Genomic DNA, 22,586 nt, shown 5'->3' with positions numbered 1-22,586 from the left:
ACGCAGTCTCAACTCAGCGTAATGATTGGCAGGTGGGGCGGGGGACCTTCGGGCGGGTGTCGCCCGTTCGGCTCAGGCGGTGGGGGTGGCGGCGGCGCGGAGCCGGTACAGCAGTTCGGACTGCCGATGGGTCAATTCGTCTGCGGCGGTGGCTCCTTCGGCGACGGCGCGGGTGAACGCGGCGAGTGTTTCGGCGACTTGGTCGGCGGCGGCGAACAAGGGCTGCTCGGTGCTGCCGCCGCGTTCCAGCAGGACGGTGGGGGGCTGGTCGGCGGGCGGGGTGAAAGCGCGCTCGACCCGGATCCGGCCGGTGCTCCCCCACAGTTCGTAGCTGTTGCGGTAGGCGTGGTCCATGCCGAAGGCGAGCTGGGCGAGCACGCCGCCGGGGGTGGTCAGCACGGCCGCGCCGGAGGTCTCCACAGCGCTGCCGGCGCCGCGGTGCAGGGCGGCGCCGGTCACCGTGAGTTCCGGGCCCAGGAAGTGCAGGGCGGCCCGGACGGGGTAGTAGCCGACGTCCAGCAGGGCGCCGCCGCCGAGTTCGGGCCGGTGCCGGATGTTGTCGGCGGGCAGCGCGGGGATGGCGAACGCGGCGGAGAACATCCGCAGTTCGCCGATCGCGCCGTCGGCGACCAGCCGCCGGACCTGCTCATGCACCGGATGGTGGACGAACATCACGTTCTCCCGGAGCACCAACTCGCGCTCCTCGGCCCGGCGTTGCAGGGCGGCGGTGGCGGCCGGGTCGGCGGTGAGCGGCTTCTCGGCGAGGACGTGCTTGCCGGCGTCGAGGGCTGCGGCCACCCACTCGGCGTGCAGGGCGATCGGCAGCGGCACGTACACCGCGTCCACGTCGGGGGATTCGACCAGTGCGCGGTAGTCGGTGGCCCGGCAGCCGTACTGGGCGGCGAGCGGTTTCGCACGTTCCGGGTCGCGGCTGGCGATCGCGGTGAGGCGCAGGCCGGGCTGGGCGGCGATCGCGGGCAGCATCCGCCGCCGGGCGATCTCCGCGCAGCCCAGCACGCCGATCCGCAGGGGGTCAGGCACGGTCGTCCAGGCCGTTCAGTACGGCCAGCAGGGTGCGGGCCTGGACGTTGACGTAGTGGCCGTGCCGGACGAGCTCGGAGAGCTGACCCGGCGTCACCCAGGCGTAGCCCTCGGGCTCGTCGAGCGGTTCGTCGTCGCCGGTCTCGACCAGGAGGTAGTCGGCCTCGGCGTGCAGGAAGCGCCCGCCCTCCTCGGAGTGCACGGCCCGGTAGGCGACCTGCCCGTTCAGTACCCGGTCGAGGAACGGGGGCCGCTCCTCGTGGTTGCCGGGGGTGCACTGGACGGTGGGGGCGAGTTCGACGGCGTCGAGGAAGCCGCCCTCGACCTTGGCGTGCGCCAGGACGTGCCGGACGCCGTCGATCCGGCGGGTGAGGAAGGCGGCGACGCCGCGGCCGACGGGTTCGATCAACGGCTGGGTCCAGCTGGTGACTTCGCGGTTCCCGGCGGTGACGTTGACCGCGACGACCTTGAAGAACCGGCCCTGCTCGTGCGCGATGGTCTCCTCGTCCTGCGTCCAACCGGGCAGGTCGGCCAGCGGGACGCGTTCGGCGTGGATGTCGTGGCGGGAGCGCTGCCCGGTGAACCAGGAGAGCAGCTCGGTGTCGGTGTGCAGGGCGCGGCCGTCCGGGTCGGCGACCGGGGCGCAGGCCAGCACGGTGCGGGAGTCCATGTTCACCACGTTGTCGCGGCGCAGCAGTTCGGCGATCTGGCCGAACGTCAGCCAGCAGAAGTCGTCGTCCTCGGGGACGTCGTCCAGCGCCTCGACGATCACGTTGCGGTTGCTCTTGTGGAAGAACCAGGAGCCGTGCTCGGACTGCAGCACGTCGGCGAGCACCCGGCGGGGGCGGCCGCCGGTGAAGTACTCGATGTACTTCACGTCGGCGCCCTGGTGCACCTTGGTGTAGTTGCTGCGGGTGGCCTGGACGGTCGGCGAGAGCTGGAGCAGGTTGCGGTTGCCGGGTTCCATCTTGGCCTGCATCAGGCAGTGCAGGACGCCGTCGAACTCCTTGACCAGGATGCCGAGGATGCCGACCTCGGGCTGCTTGATGATCGGCTGGTACCACTCCCGGTAGGGGCCGTCGTCGAGGGTGACGTGCAGGCCCTCGACGGAGAAGAAGCGGCCGCTGCGGTGGACCAGGTTGCCGGTGCCCTCGGCGAAGGACCAGCCGTTCAGTTCGGCGAACGGGATCTTCCGCACGGTGAAGTCGTTGGCCCGGCCGCGCCCGGCCAGCCAGTCGGCGAAGGCGGCGGTGCTCAGCCTGGCGCCCTCGGTGGCGGCGGCGGAGCGGGCGATCCTGGCGGCCGGGGCTGCGTCCCCGCGGGGGCGGGCGGTCGCGCGCGGGCGGGCGGCGGCGGTGTCCGGTGCGGGCATCGGGCGTTCCCTCTCAGCTGTTCTTGGCGACGAACTCGCGGACGGACTCGATGATGTAGTCGAGCTGGGCCTCGCTCAGGCCGGGGTACACGCCGACCCAGAAGGTGTGCTCGGTGACGATGTCGCTGTTGGTGAGGTCGCCGACGACGCGGTGCGGCTTGCCGATGTAGGCGGGGTGACGGGTCAGGTTGCCGGCGAACAGGCGGCGGGTGCCGATCTTGCGGGCCTCCAGGAAGTCGACCAGCGCGGCCCGGGTGAACGGGGCCTCGGGGTCGACGGTGAGCACGAAGCCGAACCAGCTCGGGTCGGAGTTCGGGGTGGCGTGCGGGAGCAGCAGCCACGGCACGTCGGCCAGGCCGTCGCGCAGGCGCTGCCAGTTGGCCTTGCGGGCATCGACGAAGGAGTCCAGCTTGGCCAGCTGGGTGAGGCCGAGGGCGGCCTGGATGTCGGTGGCCTTCAGGTTGTAACCGACGTGCGAGAAAATGTACTTGTGGTCGTACCCGGCGGGCAGGGTGCCCATCTGGTAGTCGAAGCGCTTGAGGCACTTGTTGCTCTCGCCCGGCTCGCACCAGCAGTCCCGGCCCCAGTCGCGCAGCGACTCGACGATCCGGGCCAGCGCCAGGTTGGAGGTCAGCACGCAGCCGCCCTCGCCCATCGTCAGGTGGTGCGCCGGGTAGAAGCTGACGGTGGTCAGGTCGCCGAAGGTGCCGGTGAGCTGGCCGTTGTAGGTGGCGCCGACGGCGTCGCAGTTGTCCTCGATCAGGAACAGGTCGTGCTCCTCGGCGAGCTGCGCGATCTCGGCGACCGGGAACGGGTTGCCCAGCGCGTGCGCGATCATGATCGCCTTGGTGCGCGGGCCGATCGCGGCGGCCACCCGGTCGGCGGTGGTGTTGTAGGTGCCGAGCTCGATGTCGACGAAGACCGGGATCAGCCCGTTCTGCAGGATCGGGTTGACGGTGGTCGGGAAGCCCGCCGCGACGGTGATCACCTCGTCGCCCGGGACCAGCTTGCGGTCCTCCAGGTGGTCGGAGGTCAGCGCGGTCATCGCCAGCAGGTTGGCGGACGAGCCGGAGTTGGTCAGGTGCGCCTTGCGCCGCTTGCACTTCTTGGCGAACAGCGACTCGAACTTGCGGGAGCTGCGGCCGGCCGCGATCCGCATCTCCAGCGCGGCCTCGACCAGCGCGACCCGGTCCTCCGCGTCCAGCACCGCGCCGGACGGCCAGATCTCGGTGACCCCGGGCACGAACGCGCCGTCGTCCTCCTGCTCCTGGTGGAACTTGCGAACCTCGTCGAGGACGAGCTCCTTGTGCACGCTCATCGCCGGTCTCCTTCTGATGGGGCATCGGGTGGGGTCTTCTCGTCGGTCCGGTCCAGCTTGCGGGCGGCTGCTGGAGCCGGACTCGACAGTGCCTCGGCGGGCGGTTCAGCAGCCGGTTCAGCGGCCGGTTCAGCAGCCGGTTCAGCGGCCGCCGGCGACGGCGAGGGCCTCGCCGGTGACGTTGCCGTTGGCGGCCGAGCCCAGGTACAGCACGGCCCGGGCCACCTCCTCGGGGGAGCTGAGCCGGCCGCTCGGGGTGGCGGCGGTCTCCCGCTCGCGGACCGGCGCGGGCAGCCCGGCGGCGACCCGCTCGGTGGTGGTCAGGCCGGGGCAGACCACGTTCACCAGCACGTCGGTGCCGGTCAGGTCCCACATCAGGCTGCGGGTCAGGCCGTGCAGTCCGGCCTTGGCGGCGCCGTAGAACTCCTGGCCGCGGTTGCCGCCGAGCGCGTTGTGCGAGGAGATCAGCACGATCCGGCCCCAGCCGCGGGCCCGCATGCCGCCGACGGCGGCCTGCACGGTGCGGACGGTCGGCGCCAGGTTGCCGTCGATCACCGGCAGCCAGTCCGGCTCCGGGACGTCCTCGAACCGGGTGCCGGGGATGCGCCGCTCGCCCCAGCGGACGGCGTTCGCCACCAGCACGTCCAGCCGGCCCCAGCGTTGCTCGACCTCGGCCACCGCGAGCTGCGGCGACTTCGGGTCCTCCAGGTCGTACGGCAGCGCGAACGCCCGCTCGGGGCCGCCGAGTTCGTCGGCGAGCTGCTCGGCGGCAGCCCGGTCGGAGCGGTAGGCGACGGCCACCCTGGCCCCTTCGGCGGCGTACGCCCGGGCGACCGCGCGCCCGATCCCGCCGGTCGCCCCGGTCACCAGTACGACGCGCTCTCGCAGTCCCAGGTCCATGCCACTCCTCGGTGCGCGGCCGGCCCGGACGGGTCCCGCCCCGACGCGGAGCGGCCCGGCCGCCGGGTGCCGACCCGCCGTCGACGGCAGCCCCGAGCCTGCGCCCGCGGGCTGGAGCGGTGCTCGCGGACGGGTCGCAACTCGGCGTCTTGGCGGGGAAGTTGGCGCGCCCAATAAGGGCCATCCGGCGACCTCCCCGGTTCCGGGACGAACCCCGGGCCGGCGCGGTGCTCGCAGGAGGGTCGCAACTCCGCGCCTTGGCAGGACAGTTGGCGCTGGAGGTGGACTACCCGGCGACCGCCTCCGGCTTCGGAACGAGCCCCGGGGCGGCGCGGCGCTCGCGGATAGGCAGCAACTTCAGCTTCTGGCAGGTCAGTTGGCGCGGGCATCGCCTCCGGCTCCTGGGCAAGCCCCGGCCGGCGCGGCGCTCGCGGACGGGCGACAATTTCGGCTCCTGGCAGGTCAGTTGGCGCGGAAGGGAGACTACCTGGCCACCGCCTCCTGCTCCGGGACGAGCACCGGCCGGCGCGGCGCTCGCGGACGGGCGACAACTCCGGCTCCTGGCAGGTCAGTTGGCGCGGAAGGGAGACTACCTGGCCACCGCCTCCTGCTCCGGGGCAAGCACCGGCCGGCGCGGCGCTCGCGGACGGGCGACAACTCCGGCTCCCGGCAGGTCGAAGGGGGACTACCCGGCCACCGCCCCCTGCTGCGGGGCAAGCACCGGCCGAAGCGGCACTCGCGGGCGGGCGACAACTTCGGCTCCTGGCAGGTCAGTTGGCGCGGAAGGCGGACTACCCGGCCACCCACCTCCGACTCCGGGACGAGCCCCGGGCCGGCGCGGCACTCGCGGACGGGCGACAACTTCGGCTCCCGGCAGGTCAGTCGGCACCGAAGGCGGACTACCCGGCCACCACCTCCGGCTTCGGAACGAGACCCGGCCGGCGCGGCACTCGCGGAAGGACGGCAACTCCGGCTCCTGGCACGACAGTTGGCGCTGAAGGCGGACTACCCGGCCACCGCCTCCTGCTCCGGGACGAGCCCCGGCGTCGAGGTCAGCAGGTCGCGCAGCGAGGTGTCCAGGTCGCGCTGCGGCCGCCAGTCGAGCAGCCGGGCGGCCTTGCCGATGTCGACCTGCTGCCAGTCCACCGCGCCGCGCTGCGGGGCGGTGTCCGGCTCCTCGGCCACGGTCAGCGGCAGGCCGCTCAGCTCGATCAGCCGGTCCACCAGCCGGCGCACCGCGACGGCCTCGCCCCGGCCGATGTTGATCACCTGGCCGGCCAGCCCGCCGGGGGCGTCCGCGACGGCGGCCGCCACCACCGCGTCGGCGACGTCGCGGACGTCCACGAAGTCCCGCCGGGCCCGCAGCGGGGTGAGCCGCAGCGGCTCGCCCGGGCCGCCGCGGGCGACCTCGGCGAGCCGACCGGCGATCATGCCGAGCAGGCTGCCCGCCGGGGTGCCGGGCCCGGACACGTTGACGATCCGCAGCACCACCCCGTCCAGCCCGCGGTCCCGGGCGGCGGCCAGCACCGCCTCGGTGCCGAGCAGCTTGGTCCGCCCGTACGAGCTGACCGGCGCGGGCGGCAGGCTCTCCGGGATGGCCACGCCCCACGGGCCCGGCCCGTACTCGTGCACCGAACCGAGGTGCACCACCCGCGGCCGCCCGGGCAGCAGGCCGACCGCCGTGACCAGCCTTTCCGGCAACTCGGCGTTGGCCTGCGCCATCTGCTGGTCCGTCACACCCCACACCGCGCCCGCCGCGTTCACCACCACGTCGGCGCCGGTGCTGCGCAGCACCTCGGCGAGCCGCTCGGGCGAGGTGGCGGCGAGGTCGAGCGGGATCGGCTCGAAGTCCGCGGCGCCGGCGGCGCTGCGCGCGACCCCGTACACCCGGGCGCCGGCCGCGGCGAGCGCCTGGCAGACACGACGGCCGACGAATCCGGTCGCGCCGAGGACCGCTACCCGCCGGCCCTGGGCGGCCGGTGGTCGATCCGCGCTCCGCACGTCGAACTGGGACACCGTCGGCACCTCCGTCTGCATCGGCCCGCGGCCGGATCGCCGCGTGCCTCTCCGTGGTCGCGCCGCATGGTGCAGCAGTCGGCTCGAATCCTGGTGGACGGCCGGGCCGCTGCTCGCCGCCGCCGCTACCGGTGCTCTAGCGGCGCTCCCTACAGTCCGCACCCATGGGGATACAAGCCACCGCGGTGCCCGACGCCTATCGGATCACCCCGCGTCAACACCCCGACTCCCGGGGCAACTTCTTCGAGTCGTACAAGCGCGACGCGCTCGCCGAGGCGACCGGCCACCTGTTCACGCCACTGCAGGTGAACTACTCGACCTCGTCCCGCAACACGCTGCGCGGGATCCACGGGGTCACCATCCCGCCCGGGCAGGCCAAGTACGTCAGTTGCGTGCGCGGCGTCCTGCTGGACGTGGTGGTCGACGTCCGGCTCGGCTCGCCCACCTTCGGCACGCACGTCACCACCGTGCTCGACGCCAAGGAGGGCACCGCGGTGTTCGTCGCCGAGGGCCTGGCGCACGGCTTCGTGGCGCTCACCGACGACGCCTGCATCAGCTACCTGTGCTCCACCCAGTTCGTCCCCGGGACGCAGTTCGACATCCAGCCCTTCGACCCCGAGCTGAACATCCCGTGGAAGAACTGGCTCGACGGTGAACCGCTGCTGTCCGAGAAGGACCGGTGCGCGCCGTCGCTGGCCGAGCTGACCGAACGCGGGGTCCTGTCCACCTATGACGAGTGCCGCGCGCTCTACGCGCGGCAGCGCCCACCGAGGAGATGACATGCGAGTGCTGTTCGCCACCTGGGCGGAGCCCGGGCACCTGTACAGCCTGGTCCAGCTGGCCTGGGCCTGCCAGGCGGCGGGCCACGAGGTACGGTTCGCCACCCCGCCGGCCAGCGCCCCCGCGGTCGCCCGGGCCGGGCTGATCGGGGTGGCGGTCGGGCAGGACGTCGCGGTCGCCCAGATCCGCAACCGCGCGGACCTCGCACCGTGGCGCAGCTTCGGCCGCTGGCCCGAGAGCTGGGCCGCCCGCCCCGAACTGCTGGACGACGGGCACCGCACCGTGCTGGCCGCGCTGGCGGACAAGCAGCTCACCGTCGCCGACGCGATGGCCGACGACCTGATCGCGTTCGCCCGCGCCTGGCGGCCCGACGTCGTGGTGCACGACTCGCTGACCTTCGCCGGCCCGCTGACCGCCGCCGTCCTCGGCGTCCCCGCGTTCGGCCACACCTGGGGCACCGCCACCGTGATCAGGATCGAGACGGACCGGCTGGACGGTGAACTCCGGCCCGGCTACCGCGACTTGTTCGAGCGGCACGGCGCCGACCCCGAGCGCGGGCCGATCGGCTGGTTCGACCCGTGCCCACCGTCGCTGCGGCTGCCCGACCCGGCGCCACGCCGGCGCGTCCCCGTCCGCTACGTGCCGTACAACGGCCCCGGCCTGCTGCCCGACTGGCTGCACACCGACTCCGGCCGCCCCCGGGTCTGCGTCACCGCCGGGGTGTCCGGCGGCAAGGTCTCCCCCGACCGGCTGCCCGACGTCCTCACCGGCGCACTGGCCGCGCTCACCGCACTCGACGTCGAGGTGGTGCTGGCCGTCGGCGCCGGCCAGGCCGGGAAGCTCGGCGGCCTGCCGGACGGCGTCCGGGTCGCCGAATCGCTGCCGATGACCGCGCTGCTGCCGACCTGCGCGGCCGTCGTCCACCACGGCGGGTCCGGCACCGGCCTGACCGCCGCCGCGCACGGCGTACCGCAACTCGTGCTGCCACAGGTGCCGATCTCCGCCGAGATCGGCGAACGGCTGGCACACGCCGGCGCCGGGCTGCTCCCCGCACCCGGCGAGCAGCACGACCCGGCGGTGATCGGCGCCTCGGTCGCCGCGCTGCTGGACGACCCGCGGTACGGCAAGGCCGCCGCCGCGCTGCGCGAGGAGATGCTCGCCGAGCCGACGCCCGCCGAGCGGGTCGCGGTGCTGGTGGACGCGGTGGCCTGAGTCCCCTGAAGTCGCTGAAGGGGCGGCCCCGACCGCAGTGGTCGGGGCCGCCCCTTCATCTTCGTCGGCCCACCTTCGTCGGCTCAGCTTTGTCGGCTCAGCTTCGTCGGCCCACCTTCGTCGGCTCAGCGCACCAGTTCGAGCAGCCGCTCCGCGGTCCGCGCCGGGCTGGGCTGCGCCTGCGACTCCTCGCGCAGCCGGGCGGCGGCGTCCCGGTGGGCCGGGTCCTCGACCAGCGCGAGCACGTCCTCGTGCACCCGCTGCCCGGCCCGCTCGTCCTCGATCAGCTCGTTGTACGGGACGTGCCGGGCCGCGCCGGCACCGGTCAGCCGGTCGCCGGTGAGCATCTGCTCCGGGCGCGGCGAGAGGATCAGCTGCGGGGTGCCGGCCGCGACCGCGGTCATCGCGGTGCCGCCACCGCCCTGGTGCGCCACCGCCGCGCAGGTCGGCAGCAACAGGTGCAACGGCAGCATCGACACCGTCCGGATGCCGCTCGGCAGCTCCCCCAGCAGCTCGCGCTGCGCCTCGGTGACGGCGAGCACCACCTCCAGGCCGGCCGCCGCCAGCGAGTGGGCGGCGCCGAGCAGCGGCGCGGGCAGCGCGGACTTCGGGTCCAGCTTGCCCGCCGTGACTCCCCAGGTGATGCACACCCGCGGCGCCTCCGGCTCCTTCCGCAGCCAGTCGGGCAGCTCGCCCGGGCCGTTGTACGACACGATCCGGGTGTTCAACCGGGTTGCCGGGGTGGGAAGTTGGAGGGACGGCGGGCACGGGTCGACGAACACGCCGGTGCCGTCGTCGGCCTGCGCGCCGAACTTCTCGAACAGCGCCCGGTAGCCCGGCCACGCCTCTCCCCCGGGCGCGGAGTGCTCGACGTCGAGCACCGCCGGGCTGCCCCACTGGTGGCTGGCCAGCGGCACCCCGAGCAGGTCGGCGACCACCGCGGCCGCGTACGTGCCCGCGTCCCGGACGATCAGGTCCGGCCCGAAGTGCCGGGCGAACTCCAGCAGTTCGGGCACCATCGCCTCGGCGGTCACCGCCTGCCGGTCCACCAGCGCCTGGAGCAGGCCAAGCTGACCCTCGTCCAACCGGTCGAGGTGCAACGGCCAGTCGGCCGGCCAGGACCGCTGCGAATGCCAGACCTTCAACTGCCCCTTCGCCTGCCCCTGCCCGCTCCCGGCCATCGCCCCGGGCACCGGACCGATCGCCACCGGCGTCAGCCCCGCCCCCGACACATGAGCGGTGCAGTTGGGCGGCACGGCGACCCGCACCTCGTGACCCGCCGCCTGGAACGCCCAGGCCAGCGGGACCATCGGAAACAGGTGGGACGGGGAGGCCCAGGTGGTGAAGAGGACGCGCACTGTTCTCCTCCATGCGCTCGGTTCGACTCCGCCGCGACGACGGACGCGGGCCCAGCGTCCGGCGCCCCACTCGACCCACGATCGAACCCGGACGGAAGGCCGACGCCTACCCGGCGAGGGCGGCGAGGGTGGTGACGACGTCCGCCGGGGTGGGCATGGCCGCGATCTCGGTGCGCAGGTGGGCGGTGGCGGTGCGGAAGGTGGGGTCGTCGAGGAGGCGGGCGGCGGCGTGGGCCACGGCGTGCGGGTCGCGCTGTCGCTCGTCGGTGGGGAGGCTCAGGCCGATGCCGAGGGCGGTGACGCGTTCGGCGTGCTCGGCGGTCCACGGGGTCTGCGGCAGGACGAGTTGCGGCAGGCCGCGGGCGATCGCGGCCAGGCCGGTGCCGCTGCCGCCGTGGTGGACCACGGCGTCGCAGCCGTCCAGGAACAGGTCGAGCGGCGTGGGGTCGACCAGCCGTACCGAGGCGGGGAGTTCGCCGAGGCCGGCCCGGTGCTCGGCGGGAACGGTCGCGACGGTCTGCACGCCGGGCAGCGAGCCGAGGCCGCGCAGTGCGGCGGCGATCACGGCGGGCCCTTCCAGGGCGAGGGTGCGCAGGCCGAGCGAGACGCAGATCCGGCGCGTCCCGGCGGGCTTCGGCGCCCAGTCGGGTCGCAGGCCGACGCCGTTGCTCGGAACGAAGCGGACAGGGCGGGCGGGTGCCGCGTCCGGGTGCTGGAGGCTGGGCGGGCAGGGGTCGAGCACCAGGTCGGGGGTGGGCAGGCCGGGCAGGCCGTGGGCCTGGCAGATGCCGGCCAGGGCTTCCTGGATCCGGTCGAAGTCGCGGCTGGTGAACGAGTCGACGCCCCACCGGTGGTGGACCACCGGGATGCCGCGCACCGCGCCGACGATCAGCGAGGCGTACTCGAGCGGGTCGGCGAGCACCACGTCGGGCCGCCAGCGCTCGGCGATCCGCAGCAGGTCCGGCAGCACGTCCTCGACCCGGGCCCGCCAGCGGTCGGCGAGCGACTTCCACGGCGGTTCGCGGCGCGCGCCGCCGTCCCCGCCGGGGTCGGCCTGGCCGAGCGCCCGGCGTTGGCGGCGTTCCTCGATCTCGCGCTGCTCGTGGCCGACCACGGCGATCGACAGGCCGCCGCCGCGGGCGGCCTCGACCAGGTCCGGCTGTCCGGCGACCAGTACGTCGTGGCCGGCGGCGCGAGCGGCCCAGGCGATCGGCAGGAGCGGGAGCAGGTGGGTGGGCACGGGGCTGGCCATCACCAGGACGCGCACGGCGGTGTCCTCTCGTCGGCGTTCGGGGGCGGTCGGGCGGCTTCGCCCGCGCGGGCGGCGAGGCGCCGGACGGCTGCTGGCGTGCAGCGTGCGGGCCGCCGCTCGGGTCCGGCTCGAAGCTCGGCGGGCGGCGGGCTCCGGCGCAGGTGGCGGCTTGCGCAACGCGGACGCACGGTGGGCCGGGCAGACCGGGGCGCCGGACCGGGCGGTGCGGAGGGCAATGCCGTCGCACCACGGCGGCGGCAACGACCGGCGCAGGTGGCGGCTTGCACGACCCGGACACGCAGTGGGCCGGGCAGACCGGGATGCCGACCCGGGCCGCGCGGAAGGCAATGCCGCCACACCACAGCGGCGGGCAACGGCCGGCGCAGGTGGCGGCTTGCACGACCCGGACACGCAGTGGGCCGGGCAGACCGGGCCGCCGACCCGGGCCGCGCGGAAAGCAATGCCGCCACACCACAGCGGCGGGCAACGACCGGCGCAGGTGGCGGCTTGCACGACCCGGACACGCAGTGGGCCGGGCAGACCGGGATGCCGACCCGGGCCGCGCGGATGGCGATGCCGTCGCACCGCAGCGGCGCCCGACGGCTCCGGCGCGGGCGCGTTCGGGCCGGACCAGCCGATGGGGGTGGCTGGGCCGCTCGGGGCGGACGGCGGGCACCCGTCCCGGCCTGCGTCCTGCGGGGCCGGCCGGTTCCCGCACCCGGTGGCCCGGCCGGCCCGGTGGCCACCGGACGCCTCCGGGCAGACCTTCGCGGCAGGCCCGGCCGTGGGCCTGACCGTCCGCCCGCGCACGGCAGCCGCGCGCTCCGTCAGGCGGCTGCCAGGAAGGTGTCCAGCACCGGCCGGTAGTACTCGGGTCCGAACTGCCGGGCTACGTCGGGCACCAGGGCGGCCAGCCGGTCGGTGGCGATGGCGTGCTGGGCGGCCCCGGAGTCGGCGTATCCGCGGTCGACGTGCAGGCCGAGCCGCTGTTCCAGGTGGTCGACGATCCGTTCGACGGGGACGGCGAAGCCGGAGGCGACGTTGACGACCTCGCCGCGCAGGCCGCGGCCGAGCAGCCGGTCGATGACGGTGATCACGTCGGCGACGCTGATCAGGTCGCGGGCGGCGCCGCGGTGGATCTGCACGGCGCCGGAGCGGACCTGCCGGAGCAGGGCGGGCAGCAGCTGGTGCGGGGGCTGGCCGGGGCCGACCAGGTGGCCGAGGCGGAGGATCAGGTACTCGGCTCGGGAGTCCTGCAACTGCCGTTCCAGCGCCAGCTTGTGGCGTCCGTAGGGGGTGCAGGGTTCGACGGGTTCGTCCTCCCGGCCGGGGCCGTGGGCGTTGCCGTACATGCCGGTGGAGGCGGTGGAGAAGAACAGCAGTCGGCGTCCGTCGGCGGCGCACCGGCGGGCGGTGTCGGCCAGCAGGTCGGCCTCGCGGGTGAAGTCGGTGTCGGAGGTGCCGGAGGCCCAGGAGACGCCGGCGGCGAGTACGACGGTGTCGGGGTGGGCGTCGGCGATCGGGGTGAGGCTGCGGGCGAGGAACCCGGTTCCCACGATGTGCATTGTCTGTGTGTCCCTTCAGCGGGCGGCGACGGCGGCCAGCTCCTGGAGGGTGCGGACCAGTTCGGCCGGGGCGGGCCGCCGGTCGTTCTCCTCGCGCAGCCTTCTCGCGGCGGCCCGGTGGGCGGGGTCGCCGAGCAGGGTGGTGGCGGCCGTCCGGATGTCGTCGGCCCGGGCGGTGGCGTTGGGCAGGCCGAGGCCGATGCCCGCGGCGGTGATCCGTTCGGCGTTGCGGTGCTGGTCGAGGCCGTTGGGCAGGGCGAGTTGCGGGGTGCCGGCGGCGAGTGCGGTCATCACGCATCCGGCGCCGCCGTGGTGCACCACCAGGTCGCAGTGCGGCAGCAGCAGGTGCAGCGGCACCCGTTCCAACAGGCGGACGTTCGGGGGGAGTTCGCCGAGGCGTTCGGTCCGTTCGCGGTCGGCGCCGGTCAGGGTGAGCACCACTTCGACGTCCAGCGCGGCGAGTGCCTCGATCACCTTGGGGACGGCGAAGGACACCTCGCCGAACATGTCGGACACCGAGGTCCCCCACACCACGCAGACCCGGGGCCGCTCGGGCAGCCCGGCCAGCCAGCCGGGCTCGGCGCCGGGCCCGTTGTACGGCAGGAACCTGACGGGCAGCCGGCGGGCGGCGCCGCGCAGCGGCGGGGCGACGGCGGGCGGGCAGGGGTCGATGGCGTACGCGTAGTGCTGCGGCCCGTGGTCGCCGACGCCGTGGCGGCGGAAGGCGCCGCTGTAGTCGGGCGGCAGCATGATCAGCCCCTCGCCCTCGTCGGCGGGCCCGACCGGGCCCCAGAGCTGGAGCACGGCGGGGACGTCGAGCACCCGGCCGACCAGCGGCCCTTCGATGCTGAGCTGGTCGTGCACCACCAGCTGCGGCTGCCAGTGCCGGGCGTAGCCGACGGCGGCGTCGGTGGAGCGGGTGGCGTCGGCGACCAGGGTGGGGTGGTACTGGGCGAACCAGCCGCCGAGGTCGAAGTCGGCGAGCCGGGCCAGCGGCTGCCCGGTGACGGGGTGCGGCGGGGGTTCGGCGAACCGCCACTGGCCGTCCCGGGCGGAGACGTAGTTCTGCAGCCGGCCCTGGACGGCCATGTCCCAGCCGCCGAGCAGCGGGACGGCGGTCAGTCCGGCCCGGGTCAGCGGCTCGGTCTGCGAGGGCGCGCACAGCACCCGCACCTCGTGGCCGGCGCCTTGCAGCGCCCAGCCGAGCGGCACCATCGCGGACCAGTGGCCGGGCCAGTCGGAGACGGTGAACAGCACCCGCATCAGCGGCCACCGCCGACCGTGACGGGCTGCCGGGCGGCGGCCAACTCCTCCAGGACGCCGACCAGTTCGGCCGGGGCGGGCCGCCGGTCGTTCTCCTCGCGCAGCCTGCTCGCGGCGGCCCGGTGGGCGGGGTCGCCGAGCAGCGCGGCGGCGGCCGCGCGGACCGCCCCGGGCTCCAGGCCGGCGTTGGGCAGGCCGAGGCCCGCCCCGGCGGCGGCGATCCGGTCGGCGTTCAGCCGCTGCTCGACGCCGTTGGTGAGGGCGAGCTGCGGGGTGCCGGCGGCGAGCGCGGTCATCACGCACCCGGCGCCGCCGTGGTGCACCACCAGGTCGCAGTGCGGCAGCAGCAGGTGCAGCGGCACCCGCTCCAACAGGCGGACGTTCGACGGGAGTTCGCCGAGGCGTTCGCGGTCGGCGCCGGTGAGCGTGAGTACCACCTCGACGTCCAGCGCGGCCAGTTCCTCGATCACCTGCGGCACGGTGAAGGACACCTCGCCGAACATCTCGGACACCGAGGTCCCCCACACCACGCAGACCCGGGGCCGCTCGGGCAGCCCGGCCAGCCAGTCCGGCTCGGCGCCGGGACCGTTGTACGGGACGAACCGGACGGGCAGCCGTTCGGCGCCCTGGACGGCGGGGGCGAGGCTCGCCGGGTTGGCGTCGATCACGTGGGTGACCTGCTCGAACCCGGGTTCGCCGACGCCGTACCGTTCGAAGGACTTGCTCATGTCGACGGGCACCAGGGTCAGCCCGGGCTCCTGCTCGTCGGTCCCGGCCGGCCCCCACAGGTGGATGGCGGACGGGACGTCCAGCACCCGGCCGAGCAGCAGTCCCTCGATGCTGACCAGGTCGTGGACGTGGACGTCGGGCTGCCAGCGGCGGGCGTACGCGACGGCGGCGTCGGTGGACTGCCGGGCGCGCTCGGCCAGGGCGGGCAGGTTCGCGCCGAACCAGCCGCCGAGGTCGAAGTCGGCGAGATCGGCCAGCGGCTGCCCGGTGACGGGGTGCGGCGGCGGCTCGGGGTAGGACCACAGGCCCTTCCCCGCGTTCAAGTAGTTCTGCAGCCGGCCCTGGAAGGCCATGTCCCAGCCGTCCAGCACCGGGACGGCGGTCAGTCCGGCCCGGGTCAGCGCGTCCGCCTGGGAGGGCGCGCACAGCACCCGCACCTCGTGGCCGGCGCCCTGAAGCGCCCAGCCGAGCGGCACCATCGCCGACCAGTGGCCGAACCAGTCCGACACCGTGAACAACACCCGCACGACTCGCTCCTCACACCGCGGACGCCGCGCCGGCCGGCACGCGTCCCGTCCCGGCGCGACCCGCTGCTGCGGGCCGCGCGAATTCCTGTGCCGCCGCCACCAGTTCGCGGCCGATCCGGTCGCCCAGGCCGTCCGGGAGCAGGTCGGTGCGGGTCCGGACGGTCACCTCGGCGCCGCCGTCGGGCAGCGGGCCGACCTCGATCACCAGGGCCTGCGCGGACTGCTCCTCGTCCAGGTCGAGCGGGGTGGCGGGCAGGCCGGGCAGGGTGAGCCGGGGCAGCGCGTTGTCCTGGAGGACGAACAGCGGCACGGCCAGCAGCCGGCCGATGTCCTGGCCGGCCAGTGCGAGCGCCATCACCACGTCGCGGAACGGGAGTTCCTGGTGGGCGAGGGCCCGGCCGACGACCTGCGCGAGGTCCCCGCCGCCGGGGCGGGCCCGCAGGCAGAGCAGGTCGACGCGGGTGGTGACGGTGGCGTCCATCCGCGGGCCGCCGCGCCGGGCGACGGGCACGCCGACGGTCACGTCCTCCTGCCCGGTCAGCGACCGCAGCACGCCGACCAGCGCGCCGTACCAGTGCGTGAACGGGGTGCTGCCGGACTCCCGGGCGGCCTCCTCCAGCCGGGCGCGCTGCTCGGCGGTCAGCCGGATCCGGTCGGTGCGCACCGGGCCGAGCTGCGCGGCGCGTACCGGCTGCGCTCCGGGCAGCTCCAGCGCCGCGAGGCCCGTCAATTCCTCGCGCCAGAACGCCCGTTGGGCGTCCAGGTCGACCCGGGCGAGGTGCCGGCGGTGCTCCTCGGCCGCCTCGGCGAGGGTGCCGACGGGGCTGGCGAAGACCGGCTGCTCGCCGCGCGCCCGGGCGGCGTACGCGGTGGAGAGGTCCTCGGCGAGCAGCGCCTGGGACCAGCCGTCGAAGGCGATGTGGTGCACGGCGACGCCGATCAGCCAGCTGCCGGTCTCCCGGATCCGGACGGCGGCGGTGCGCCAGATCCGGCCGGCGCCGACCGACAGCGGGCTCGCCAGGTGGGCCCGCAGCGCCCGGGCGGCGGCGGTGGCTCCGTCCGCGTCGGGGAGCTGTGCGAACTCGGCCTCGCCGGGCTGCTCGGGCAGCACCGCGACGGAGCGGCCGCGGGCCTGGTAGCGGGCGTGCAGGGCCTGGTGGCGGCGGTGCAGGTCGCCGGCGGCGGCCCGCAGCGCGGCCGGGTCGAGGTCGCCGTCGAGCCGCCAGGCGGACACCGAGATGTCGTCGAGGACCAGGAACACGTCCTGCATGGAGGTGAGTTCGACGGCGCCGGCGGGCAGCGCGGGGCCGGTGGCGGCGGGCGCGGCGGGGTCGGCCCGGTCGAGCCAGGCGGCGAGGGTGCGCACGGTCGGGGTGCGGTACAGCTGGGCGGCCACCACGGCGTGGCCGTGCGCGCCGAGGCGGGCGCACAGCCGGGCGGCGTCCAGCGAGCTGCCGCCGAGGTCGAAGAACGAGGCGGCGAGCGGGACGTGCGGCCGGCGCAGGACGGCGGCGAAGGCCTCGGCGACGGCGCGTTCGGTGGGGTCGGCGGTCTCCTCCTCGGCCTCCTCGGGGGCGTCCGGGGCGGCGGCGAGGGCGTCCAGGGCCTTGCGGTCGAGCTTGGAGTTGGCGGTGAGCGGCATCCGCTCCAGCCGGATCAGCCGGGCGGGCACCAGGTAGCCGGGCAGGGCCGCGGACAGCGCGGCCCGCAGGCCGTCGGGGTCGAGCGGCGGGGTGCCCAGGGCGGTGAAGAACAGGTTCAGCGCGGTGCACGCGCCGCCGGGGTCGAGCACCGGGACGACCACGGCGTCGGCGACGCCGGGGACGGCGGCGGCGTGCGCCTCGATCTCCTCGACCTCGATCCGCAGGCCGCGCATCTTGACCTGCCGGTCCATCCGGCCGCCGTAGCGCAGCAGCCCGTCGGCGCGCCGCCGGCCGCGGTCGCCGGTGCGGTAGACCCGCACGGTGCGGCCCTCCACGGTGACCTCGGTGAACTTGCGGGCCGTCAGTTCCGGGTCGAGGTAGCCGTGCGCGAGACCGTCGCCGGCCAGGCAGAGCTCGCCCTCCTCGTCGGTCGCGCACAGCCGGTCGCCGTCCAGCACGAACACCTCGGTGTGCGGCAGCGGGTGGCCGAGCGGGATGCCGTCCGGGGAGTCGCAGTCGGCGGCGGTGATCTCGTACTCGGTGGCGAACACGGTGCACTCGACCGGGCCGTAGCCGTTGCCGAGCGGGATGCCGGGGTGGCGCTCCAGGAAGCGGCGGGCGTGCGGGGGCGAGACCTTCTCGCCGCCGATCAGCACCTTGCGCAGGCCCGCGAAGGCGTCCACGCCCTCGTCGACGATCATGTTGAACAGCGAGGTGGTGATGAAGCCGTGGGTGATGCCCTCGGCGGCGATCAGCGCGCGCAGGGTGTCGGGCATCAGCAGCGAGTCGGTGAACACCACCTTGCCGCCGCACAGCAGCGCGCCCCAGCAGTCGCACGTGAAACCGTCCCACGGGGCGGCGGCGATCTGCAGGATGGCGCTGCCGGGGCCGAAGTCGGAGAAGGCGCAGTCGTCGAAGAGCCGGACGGTGCCGCGGTGCGGCGAGAGCACGGCCTTGGGGGCGCCGGTGGTGCCGGAGGTGAAGAAGACGGTGCTGACGTCCTCGCCGCGCACCTCGACGGGGGTGGGGCGGCGCTGCGGTCCGGCGGGCGGGGCGGCCGGGTCGGCGGGCGGAGCGGCCACCGGGACCGGCCAGTCGCCGGGCAGGTCGGTGACCAGCAGCGGCGCGTCCAGCTGGGCGACCAGGCCGGCGGTGCGGTCGGCGGGCCAGCGCGGGTCGAGGGCGGCGTACGCGGCGCCGCGCTTGAGCACGGCCAGCATGGCGACCACCAGTTCGGGGCCGCGCGGCAGCAGCAGCGGGACGATCCGGCCGGGGCCGACGCCGGCGTCCTCCAGGGCGGCGGCGAAGTGGTCGGAGGCATCGTCGAGCTGCCGGTAACCGATCCGCCGTTCGCCGTCCACCAGGGCGGTCGCGTCGGGGGTGCGCTCGGCGCTCCACCGGAAGAGGTCGTGCATGGTCCCGCCCCGTCGGTAGGGGCTTGGAGCCGGATCCGGCTGCACCGGGTTCGCCATCTCGTGCTCTCCTGTTTCGTCCGCGGGTCGACACCGGCCGCACGGCCCATGCCGGTTCGGCCATCAGCCTGCTGCCGCCCGGACGACGGCTGCTCGAATCCCGCTGGGAGCTCCGGGCCGGGCGCGGGCACGGCGAGGCCCGCCGGGGCGGTCTGCCCCGGCGGGCCGGTGTCGTACGTGTGGGGGACGGTGTCGTACGTGTGGGGGACGGTGTCGTACGTGTGGGGACGGGGCGGCTCAGCCGTCGTGGCGGGTCTTCCAGCGGAAGGTGGTCAGGCAGATCACCAGGCCGACCACCACCCAGCCGCCGAGCACCAGCGCGACCCGGCCGAGCTCCCACGAGTGGGCCAGCTCCTGGGACAGGTAGGTGTCCGGCAGGAACACCGAACGCATGCCCTGGCACAGCCACTTGAGCGGGAAGAACGAGGCGATCTGCTGGAGGTAGTGCGGCAGGGTCTGGAACGGCACGAACACGCCGGAGATGAACTGCAGCGCCATGAACGGCAGGATCACGATCGGGCCGCCGCCCTCCTCGCCGCCGATCAGCGAGGAGAAGGCCAGGCCGAGCAGGCTGCACGCGGAGATGCCGAGCAGGTAGATCCAGCCGAAGGTCAGCCAACTGGTCACGTCGGTGGGCAGCTTGAGGCCGAAGAACAGCGAGCCGATGACCATCAGCACGATGGCCTGGCCGAGGCTGGAGACCAGCACCATGGCGATCTTGCCGAGGAAGTAGGCGACCGGCGGCATGGGGGTGCCGCGGAGCCGCTTGAGCGCGCCGTTGCGGCGCTCGGCGGCGACCTGCAGGGCCAGCGTCTGGAAGCTGGTGGACATCACGCCGACCGCGAGCATGCCGGTCGAGTACAGCTGGGACATCTGCAGGTCGGTGCCCTCGACCTTGCCGCCGAAGATCGCGCTGAACAGGATCAGCAGCACGATCGGCGTCGAGAAGGTGAGGATCATCTGGCCGCGGGAGCGGAAGAAGCCGCGGATCTCCAGCACCGCGCGGGCGGCGGCGATCCTCAGCAGCGCGGGCCCGGCCGCGGTGCGGGCCCGGCCGGCGGTGGTGGCGGTGGCCACCGCGGGCGTCCTGGTCGCTTCCATCACCGGTCTCCGATCATCTGCAGGTAGACGTCTTCCAGCGACGGGCGGGTCACCGTCAGCTCCGGGACCTCGCCGCCGAAGCGGGCGGCCAGCTCGGAGACGGTGCGGGTCGGGGTGGCGGTCTGGATCTCCTGCGGTCCGTCCGCGCCGATCCAGCGGACGGTGGCGGGCGCCAGGTGCCGGTCGCCGAGCCGCTCGGGGGTGGAGACCTCCACCACCCGGCCGGAGGTGACCACGCCGACCCGGTCGGCCAGGTACTCGACCTCGTCCAGGTAGTGGGTGGTGAGCAGGATGGTGGTGCCGGTGCTGCGCAGACCGGCGATCAGCGCCCAGAACTTGCGCCGCACCTCGGGGTCGAAACCGGTGGTGGGCTCGTCCAGGAACAGCAGTTCGGGATTGCCGATGATGCCGAGCGCCACGTCCAGGCGGCGGCGCTGGCCGCCGGAGAGCGAGGCGGCGCGGGTCTTGCGCTTCTCGGTCAGGCCGACCGCCTCGATCACCTCGTCGGCGTCCCGCGGCTGCGGGTAGTAGGCGGTGAAGTGGTGCACCACCTCGGCGACGGTGAGGTCCGCGAAGTCCTTGGAGCCCTGGAGCACGATGCCGATCCGCGAGCGCCAGGCCGGGCCGGCCTTGCCGGGGTCCTCGCCGAGCACGTTCAGCTCGCCGCCGTCGCGGGTGCGGAAGCCCTCGAGCATCTCGGTGGTCGTGGTCTTGCCCGCGCCGTTCGGGCCCAGCAGCGCGAAGATCTCGCCGTGCCGGACGTCCAGGTCGACCGAGTCGACCGCGAGCGTGTCGCCGTACCGCTTGCGCAGTCCCCTGGCGTGGATGGCGAATTCGGACATGACGGATGATCCTTCCGGGGTCATGGGCGGTGGCGACGCCGACGCTAACGACCGCACCTCGGGTACCGCTCGAAGACCGCTGGAGCGGCCGGACAACGTGCCCGGAGCGGCCGGACGACCCGGCTCCAGCCGCCGCCGAGGGCGGCTCCAGCGCGCCGACGGACCGTCTGCGTCCGTCAGTTGACACCTGTTCGAGGAGCCGAGGACCCCGATGAAGGTACTCATCATCACCACCCCGGTGGCAACCCACTTCGCCCCGCTCGCCCCGCTGGCCTGGGCGCTGCGCGGGGCCGGGCACGAGGTGCTGGTGGCCGGCCAGCCGGACGTGATCGCCGCCGCGCACGCGGCCGGGCTGAGCGGCCACAGCGTCGGCGAGGCCTTCCACGCGGGCGAGTTGATGTCGCTGGGGCTGCCGGCCGGGCTGCGTCCGATCGAGGCCGGCGGGCGTCCGGCGCCGGCCGCGTTCGCCGGCGCGGTGCGCCCGTGGACCATGCACACCCGGTACACGGTGGGCGCGTACCTGGAGATCGCCCGCTCCTGGAAGCCGGACCTGGTGCTCTCCGACCGGCTGGAGTACGGCGCGCTGATCGTCGGCGGCCTGCTGGGCGTCCCGGTGGTGCAGCACCGCTGGGGCGTCGACCCGGTCGGCGAGGTCGCGCACGCGGTGGGCGCGCACTCGCTGAGCGGGGTGTGCGCCCGCCTCGGCCTGCCGGACGGCCTGCCGCAGCCGGACCTGGTGCTCGACCCGTGCCCGCCCGGTTTCCAGGACCCGTCCGTCACCCCCGGCACCCCGATCCGGTACGTGCCGAGCAACGGCTCAGGCCCGGTGCCCGACTGGGCGTTCGACGAGCCGGCCGGGCACCGGGTGTGCGTGTCGCTCGGGCAGTTGACGCTGGCGATGAACGGGCTGCCGCTGCTGCGCCGGATCGTCGACGCCTTCGACGGCATCCCGGACACCGAGGCGCTGGTCACCGTCAGCGCCCCGTACCGGGAGCAGCTCGGCCCGGTGCCGTCCTCGGTGCGGCTGGTCGACCCGGTGCCGCTGGACGCGGTGCTCGGCGGCTGCACGGCGGTGGTCCACCACGGCGGCTCCGGCACCCAGTTGACGGCGACCGCGTTCGGCCTGCCGCAGCTGGTGCTGCCCGGTCACCTGGACACCTTCGTGGTCGGCGACCGGATCGTCGCCTGCGGCGCGGGCCTGAGCCTGGACGAGGCGGCGCAGCAGAACGACGTGGAGGCCGTGCACAAGGCGCTGCGGGCGCTGGTGTCCGACCCGGCCCACGCGGAGGGCGCGGCCCGGCTGCGCGCGGGAATGGCCGGGCAGCCGAGCCCGGCGGAGACCGTCCCGGTGCTGGTCGAACTGGCCGGCGCCGCCTGAGCGTTCACCGCTCCCCCGGGCCCGAACGGCCCCCGCCCCGGCGGGGGCCTTCTCGTTGCCCGCCACCGGTCCAACGCAGACGGCCGCCCGCCCGGCCGTGGTACCGGCGGGCGGGCGGTCGCGATGGCGATTGCGGCGCGGTTCAGGCGGTCCCACCGGAGACCGTGTGCACCGGGCGGAGCACCAGCGTCTCGGTGCCCTCCGCGCGGTAGCCGGGCGCGGCGGCGGCCGCGGCCTCGTCGCGCCACCAGCCGAGCTGTCCGTGGCCGCCGGGGCGGACCTCGGAGCGGCCGAGGGCCGCGCCCAGGAAGCCCTCCTGGCCGGCCAGTTGCTCGGTGTGCGCGGCCCAGCCGGCCTCGACCTGTTCGGCGGCGGACTCGTCGGCGGCGTGCACCGCCAGCACCAGCACGCCCTGCTCGGCGCCGTCGGCGGGCAGCAGCGTGCCGTGGTCGGCGGTGGGGACGAAGCGGTCGATCCGGGCGTCCGCGAGCCGGGGCAGCTCGCTCATCGCCTTGGCCGCGAAGGCGTAGGAGCGCACCACCGACAGGTACGACTGGGAGTCGCGCCACCAGGCGAGGTTGACGTAGGTGTCGGGCGAGGTGGTGGAGCGGGCCAGGACGCCGAGTTCGAAGCCGTCCCCGGCGCGCATCAGTTCGGCCTGCTCGGCGAGCAGCTGCTCGAACTCGGCGGCGTCGCCCTTCAGGGTGAAGGTGGCGACCACGGTGATCGGGCGGTCGGTGGTCTGGTCGTCGGTCATGTGCGGTGTCCTGTCGTGGTCTCGGTCCGTGCGGGGAGTCTGGCCGCGGCCGGTCGAGGG

At 74.8% G+C, this 22,586-nt stretch carries 17 protein-coding genes; 3 read left to right on the top strand and 14 right to left on the bottom strand.

The features are described from left to right. Positions 1-72 precede the first annotated feature (72 nt). From ACGFWJ_RS19365 to ACGFWJ_RS19345, 5 genes are all read right to left on the bottom strand, one after another. Positions 73-1,041: a Gfo/Idh/MocA family protein gene (locus ACGFWJ_RS19365; protein ID WP_387866115.1), complete on the bottom strand. Its 969-nt coding sequence runs from the start codon at positions 1,039-1,041 to the stop codon at positions 73-75. Next, the gene (locus ACGFWJ_RS19360) at positions 1,034-2,413 is read right to left on the bottom strand and encodes an NDP-hexose 2,3-dehydratase family protein (protein WP_392950936.1); all 1,380 of its coding nucleotides are present in this window, start codon (positions 2,411-2,413) and stop codon (positions 1,034-1,036) included. Before ACGFWJ_RS19360 ends, ACGFWJ_RS19365 begins: the two co-directional genes overlap by 8 nt. Positions 2,414-2,426: 13 nt before the next feature. Beyond that, entirely contained in the window at positions 2,427-3,731 is a 1,305-nt protein-coding gene (gene rfbH, locus ACGFWJ_RS19355) for a lipopolysaccharide biosynthesis protein RfbH (RefSeq protein WP_387636954.1), read from the bottom strand. A 141-nt stretch (positions 3,732-3,872) separates the two neighbouring features. After that, a complete protein-coding gene (locus tag ACGFWJ_RS19350; protein ID WP_387866120.1) occupies positions 3,873-4,631 on the bottom strand; it encodes an SDR family NAD(P)-dependent oxidoreductase in 759 nt (252 codons plus the stop codon). Between the two features lie 1,005 nt (positions 4,632-5,636). Then, positions 5,637-6,647, bottom strand: coding sequence for an NAD-dependent epimerase/dehydratase family protein (locus ACGFWJ_RS19345; RefSeq protein ID WP_387636958.1), 1,011 nt, complete (start codon positions 6,645-6,647; stop codon positions 5,637-5,639). A gap of 164 nt (positions 6,648-6,811) precedes the next feature. Between ACGFWJ_RS19345 and ACGFWJ_RS19340 the strand changes: the two genes are divergently transcribed. Further along, complete coding sequence (locus ACGFWJ_RS19340; RefSeq protein ID WP_387636960.1) at positions 6,812-7,426, top strand: dTDP-4-dehydrorhamnose 3,5-epimerase family protein; 615 nt, start codon at positions 6,812-6,814, stop codon at positions 7,424-7,426. A 1-nt stretch (position 7,427) separates the two neighbouring features. Next, positions 7,428-8,639 (top strand): nucleotide disphospho-sugar-binding domain-containing protein, encoded by a 1,212-nt coding sequence (locus ACGFWJ_RS19335; RefSeq protein WP_392950932.1) that lies wholly within the window; start codon positions 7,428-7,430, stop codon positions 8,637-8,639. Between the two features lie 125 nt (positions 8,640-8,764). Here the strand turns inward: ACGFWJ_RS19335 and ACGFWJ_RS19330 are convergent, their stop codons facing one another. From ACGFWJ_RS19330 to ACGFWJ_RS19295, 8 genes are all read right to left on the bottom strand, one after another. Continuing rightward, positions 8,765-9,997 carry a nucleotide disphospho-sugar-binding domain-containing protein gene (locus ACGFWJ_RS19330; protein ID WP_387636966.1) on the bottom strand — a complete coding sequence of 411 codons (1,233 nt, stop codon included), beginning with the start codon at positions 9,995-9,997 and terminating at the stop codon, positions 8,765-8,767. Positions 9,998-10,103: 106 nt separating this feature from the next. After that, entirely contained in the window at positions 10,104-11,264 is a 1,161-nt protein-coding gene (locus tag ACGFWJ_RS19325; RefSeq protein WP_392950930.1) for a nucleotide disphospho-sugar-binding domain-containing protein, read from the bottom strand. An 812-nt stretch (positions 11,265-12,076) separates the two neighbouring features. After that, positions 12,077-12,814 carry an NAD-dependent epimerase/dehydratase family protein gene (locus ACGFWJ_RS19320; protein WP_387636970.1) on the bottom strand — a complete coding sequence of 246 codons (738 nt, stop codon included), beginning with the start codon at positions 12,812-12,814 and terminating at the stop codon, positions 12,077-12,079. 15 nt (positions 12,815-12,829) lie between these two features. Beyond that, positions 12,830-14,077, bottom strand: coding sequence for a nucleotide disphospho-sugar-binding domain-containing protein (locus ACGFWJ_RS19315; protein ID WP_387866131.1), 1,248 nt, complete (start codon positions 14,075-14,077; stop codon positions 12,830-12,832). Further along, on the bottom strand, positions 14,077-15,333 hold the full coding sequence (locus ACGFWJ_RS19310) for a nucleotide disphospho-sugar-binding domain-containing protein (protein WP_392950926.1): 1,257 nt from the start codon (positions 15,331-15,333) through the stop codon (positions 14,077-14,079). The genes ACGFWJ_RS19315 and ACGFWJ_RS19310 overlap by 1 nt, the downstream gene beginning before the upstream one ends. A 10-nt stretch (positions 15,334-15,343) precedes the next feature. Beyond that, positions 15,344-18,391: an amino acid adenylation domain-containing protein gene (locus ACGFWJ_RS19305; protein ID WP_392950923.1), complete on the bottom strand. Its 3,048-nt coding sequence runs from the start codon at positions 18,389-18,391 to the stop codon at positions 15,344-15,346. Between the two features lie 294 nt (positions 18,392-18,685). Beyond that, the gene (locus ACGFWJ_RS19300; RefSeq protein WP_387636980.1) at positions 18,686-19,549 is read right to left on the bottom strand and encodes an ABC transporter permease; all 864 of its coding nucleotides are present in this window, start codon (positions 19,547-19,549) and stop codon (positions 18,686-18,688) included. Further along, positions 19,549-20,391, bottom strand: a complete 843-nt coding sequence (locus ACGFWJ_RS19295) for an ABC transporter ATP-binding protein (protein ID WP_387636983.1) — start codon at positions 20,389-20,391, stop codon at positions 19,549-19,551. Before ACGFWJ_RS19295 ends, ACGFWJ_RS19300 begins: the two co-directional genes overlap by 1 nt. Positions 20,392-20,602: 211 nt before the next feature. Between ACGFWJ_RS19295 and ACGFWJ_RS19290 the strand changes: the two genes are divergently transcribed. Continuing rightward, positions 20,603-21,769, top strand: a complete 1,167-nt coding sequence (locus ACGFWJ_RS19290) for a nucleotide disphospho-sugar-binding domain-containing protein (protein WP_392950919.1) — start codon at positions 20,603-20,605, stop codon at positions 21,767-21,769. Positions 21,770-21,911: 142 nt separating this feature from the next. Here the strand turns inward: ACGFWJ_RS19290 and ACGFWJ_RS19285 are convergent, their stop codons facing one another. Next, complete coding sequence (locus ACGFWJ_RS19285) at positions 21,912-22,526, bottom strand: antibiotic biosynthesis monooxygenase family protein (RefSeq protein WP_392950916.1); 615 nt, start codon at positions 22,524-22,526, stop codon at positions 21,912-21,914. Between the last annotated feature and the right edge of the window lie 60 nt (positions 22,527-22,586).

Origin of the sequence: Kitasatospora sp. NPDC048407 (genome assembly GCF_043200475.1) — a bacterium.
Classification (GTDB): domain Bacteria; phylum Actinomycetota; class Actinomycetes; order Streptomycetales; family Streptomycetaceae; genus Kitasatospora.
The sequence above is the reverse complement of the archived record's forward strand: the minus strand, read 5'-3'. Positions and strand labels throughout refer to the sequence as shown.

Bases quoted from the DNA above. Each gene is read 5' to 3' on its own strand.
- ACGFWJ_RS19360 (WP_392950936.1), bottom strand. From the start codon at position 2,413: ATGCCCGCACCGGACACCGCCGCCGCCCGCCCGCGCGCGACCGCCCGC.
- rfbH (WP_387636954.1), bottom strand. From the start codon at position 3,731: ATGAGCGTGCACAAGGAGCTCGTCCTCGACGAGGTTCGCAAGTTCCAC.
- ACGFWJ_RS19350 (WP_387866120.1), bottom strand. From the start codon at position 4,631: ATGGACCTGGGACTGCGAGAGCGCGTCGTACTGGTGACCGGGGCGACC.
- ACGFWJ_RS19340 (WP_387636960.1), top strand. From the start codon at position 6,812: ATGGGGATACAAGCCACCGCGGTGCCCGACGCCTATCGGATCACCCCG.
- ACGFWJ_RS19335 (WP_392950932.1), top strand. From the start codon at position 7,428: ATGCGAGTGCTGTTCGCCACCTGGGCGGAGCCCGGGCACCTGTACAGC.
- ACGFWJ_RS19320 (WP_387636970.1), bottom strand. From the start codon at position 12,814: ATGCACATCGTGGGAACCGGGTTCCTCGCCCGCAGCCTCACCCCGATC.
- ACGFWJ_RS19315 (WP_387866131.1), bottom strand. From the start codon at position 14,077: ATGCGGGTGCTGTTCACCGTCTCCGACTGGCCCGGCCACTGGTCCGCG.
- ACGFWJ_RS19305 (WP_392950923.1), bottom strand. From the start codon at position 18,391: ATGCACGACCTCTTCCGGTGGAGCGCCGAGCGCACCCCCGACGCGACC.
- ACGFWJ_RS19300 (WP_387636980.1), bottom strand. From the start codon at position 19,549: ATGGAAGCGACCAGGACGCCCGCGGTGGCCACCGCCACCACCGCCGGC.
- ACGFWJ_RS19295 (WP_387636983.1), bottom strand. From the start codon at position 20,391: ATGTCCGAATTCGCCATCCACGCCAGGGGACTGCGCAAGCGGTACGGC.
- ACGFWJ_RS19290 (WP_392950919.1), top strand. From the start codon at position 20,603: ATGAAGGTACTCATCATCACCACCCCGGTGGCAACCCACTTCGCCCCG.
- ACGFWJ_RS19285 (WP_392950916.1), bottom strand. From the start codon at position 22,526: ATGACCGACGACCAGACCACCGACCGCCCGATCACCGTGGTCGCCACC.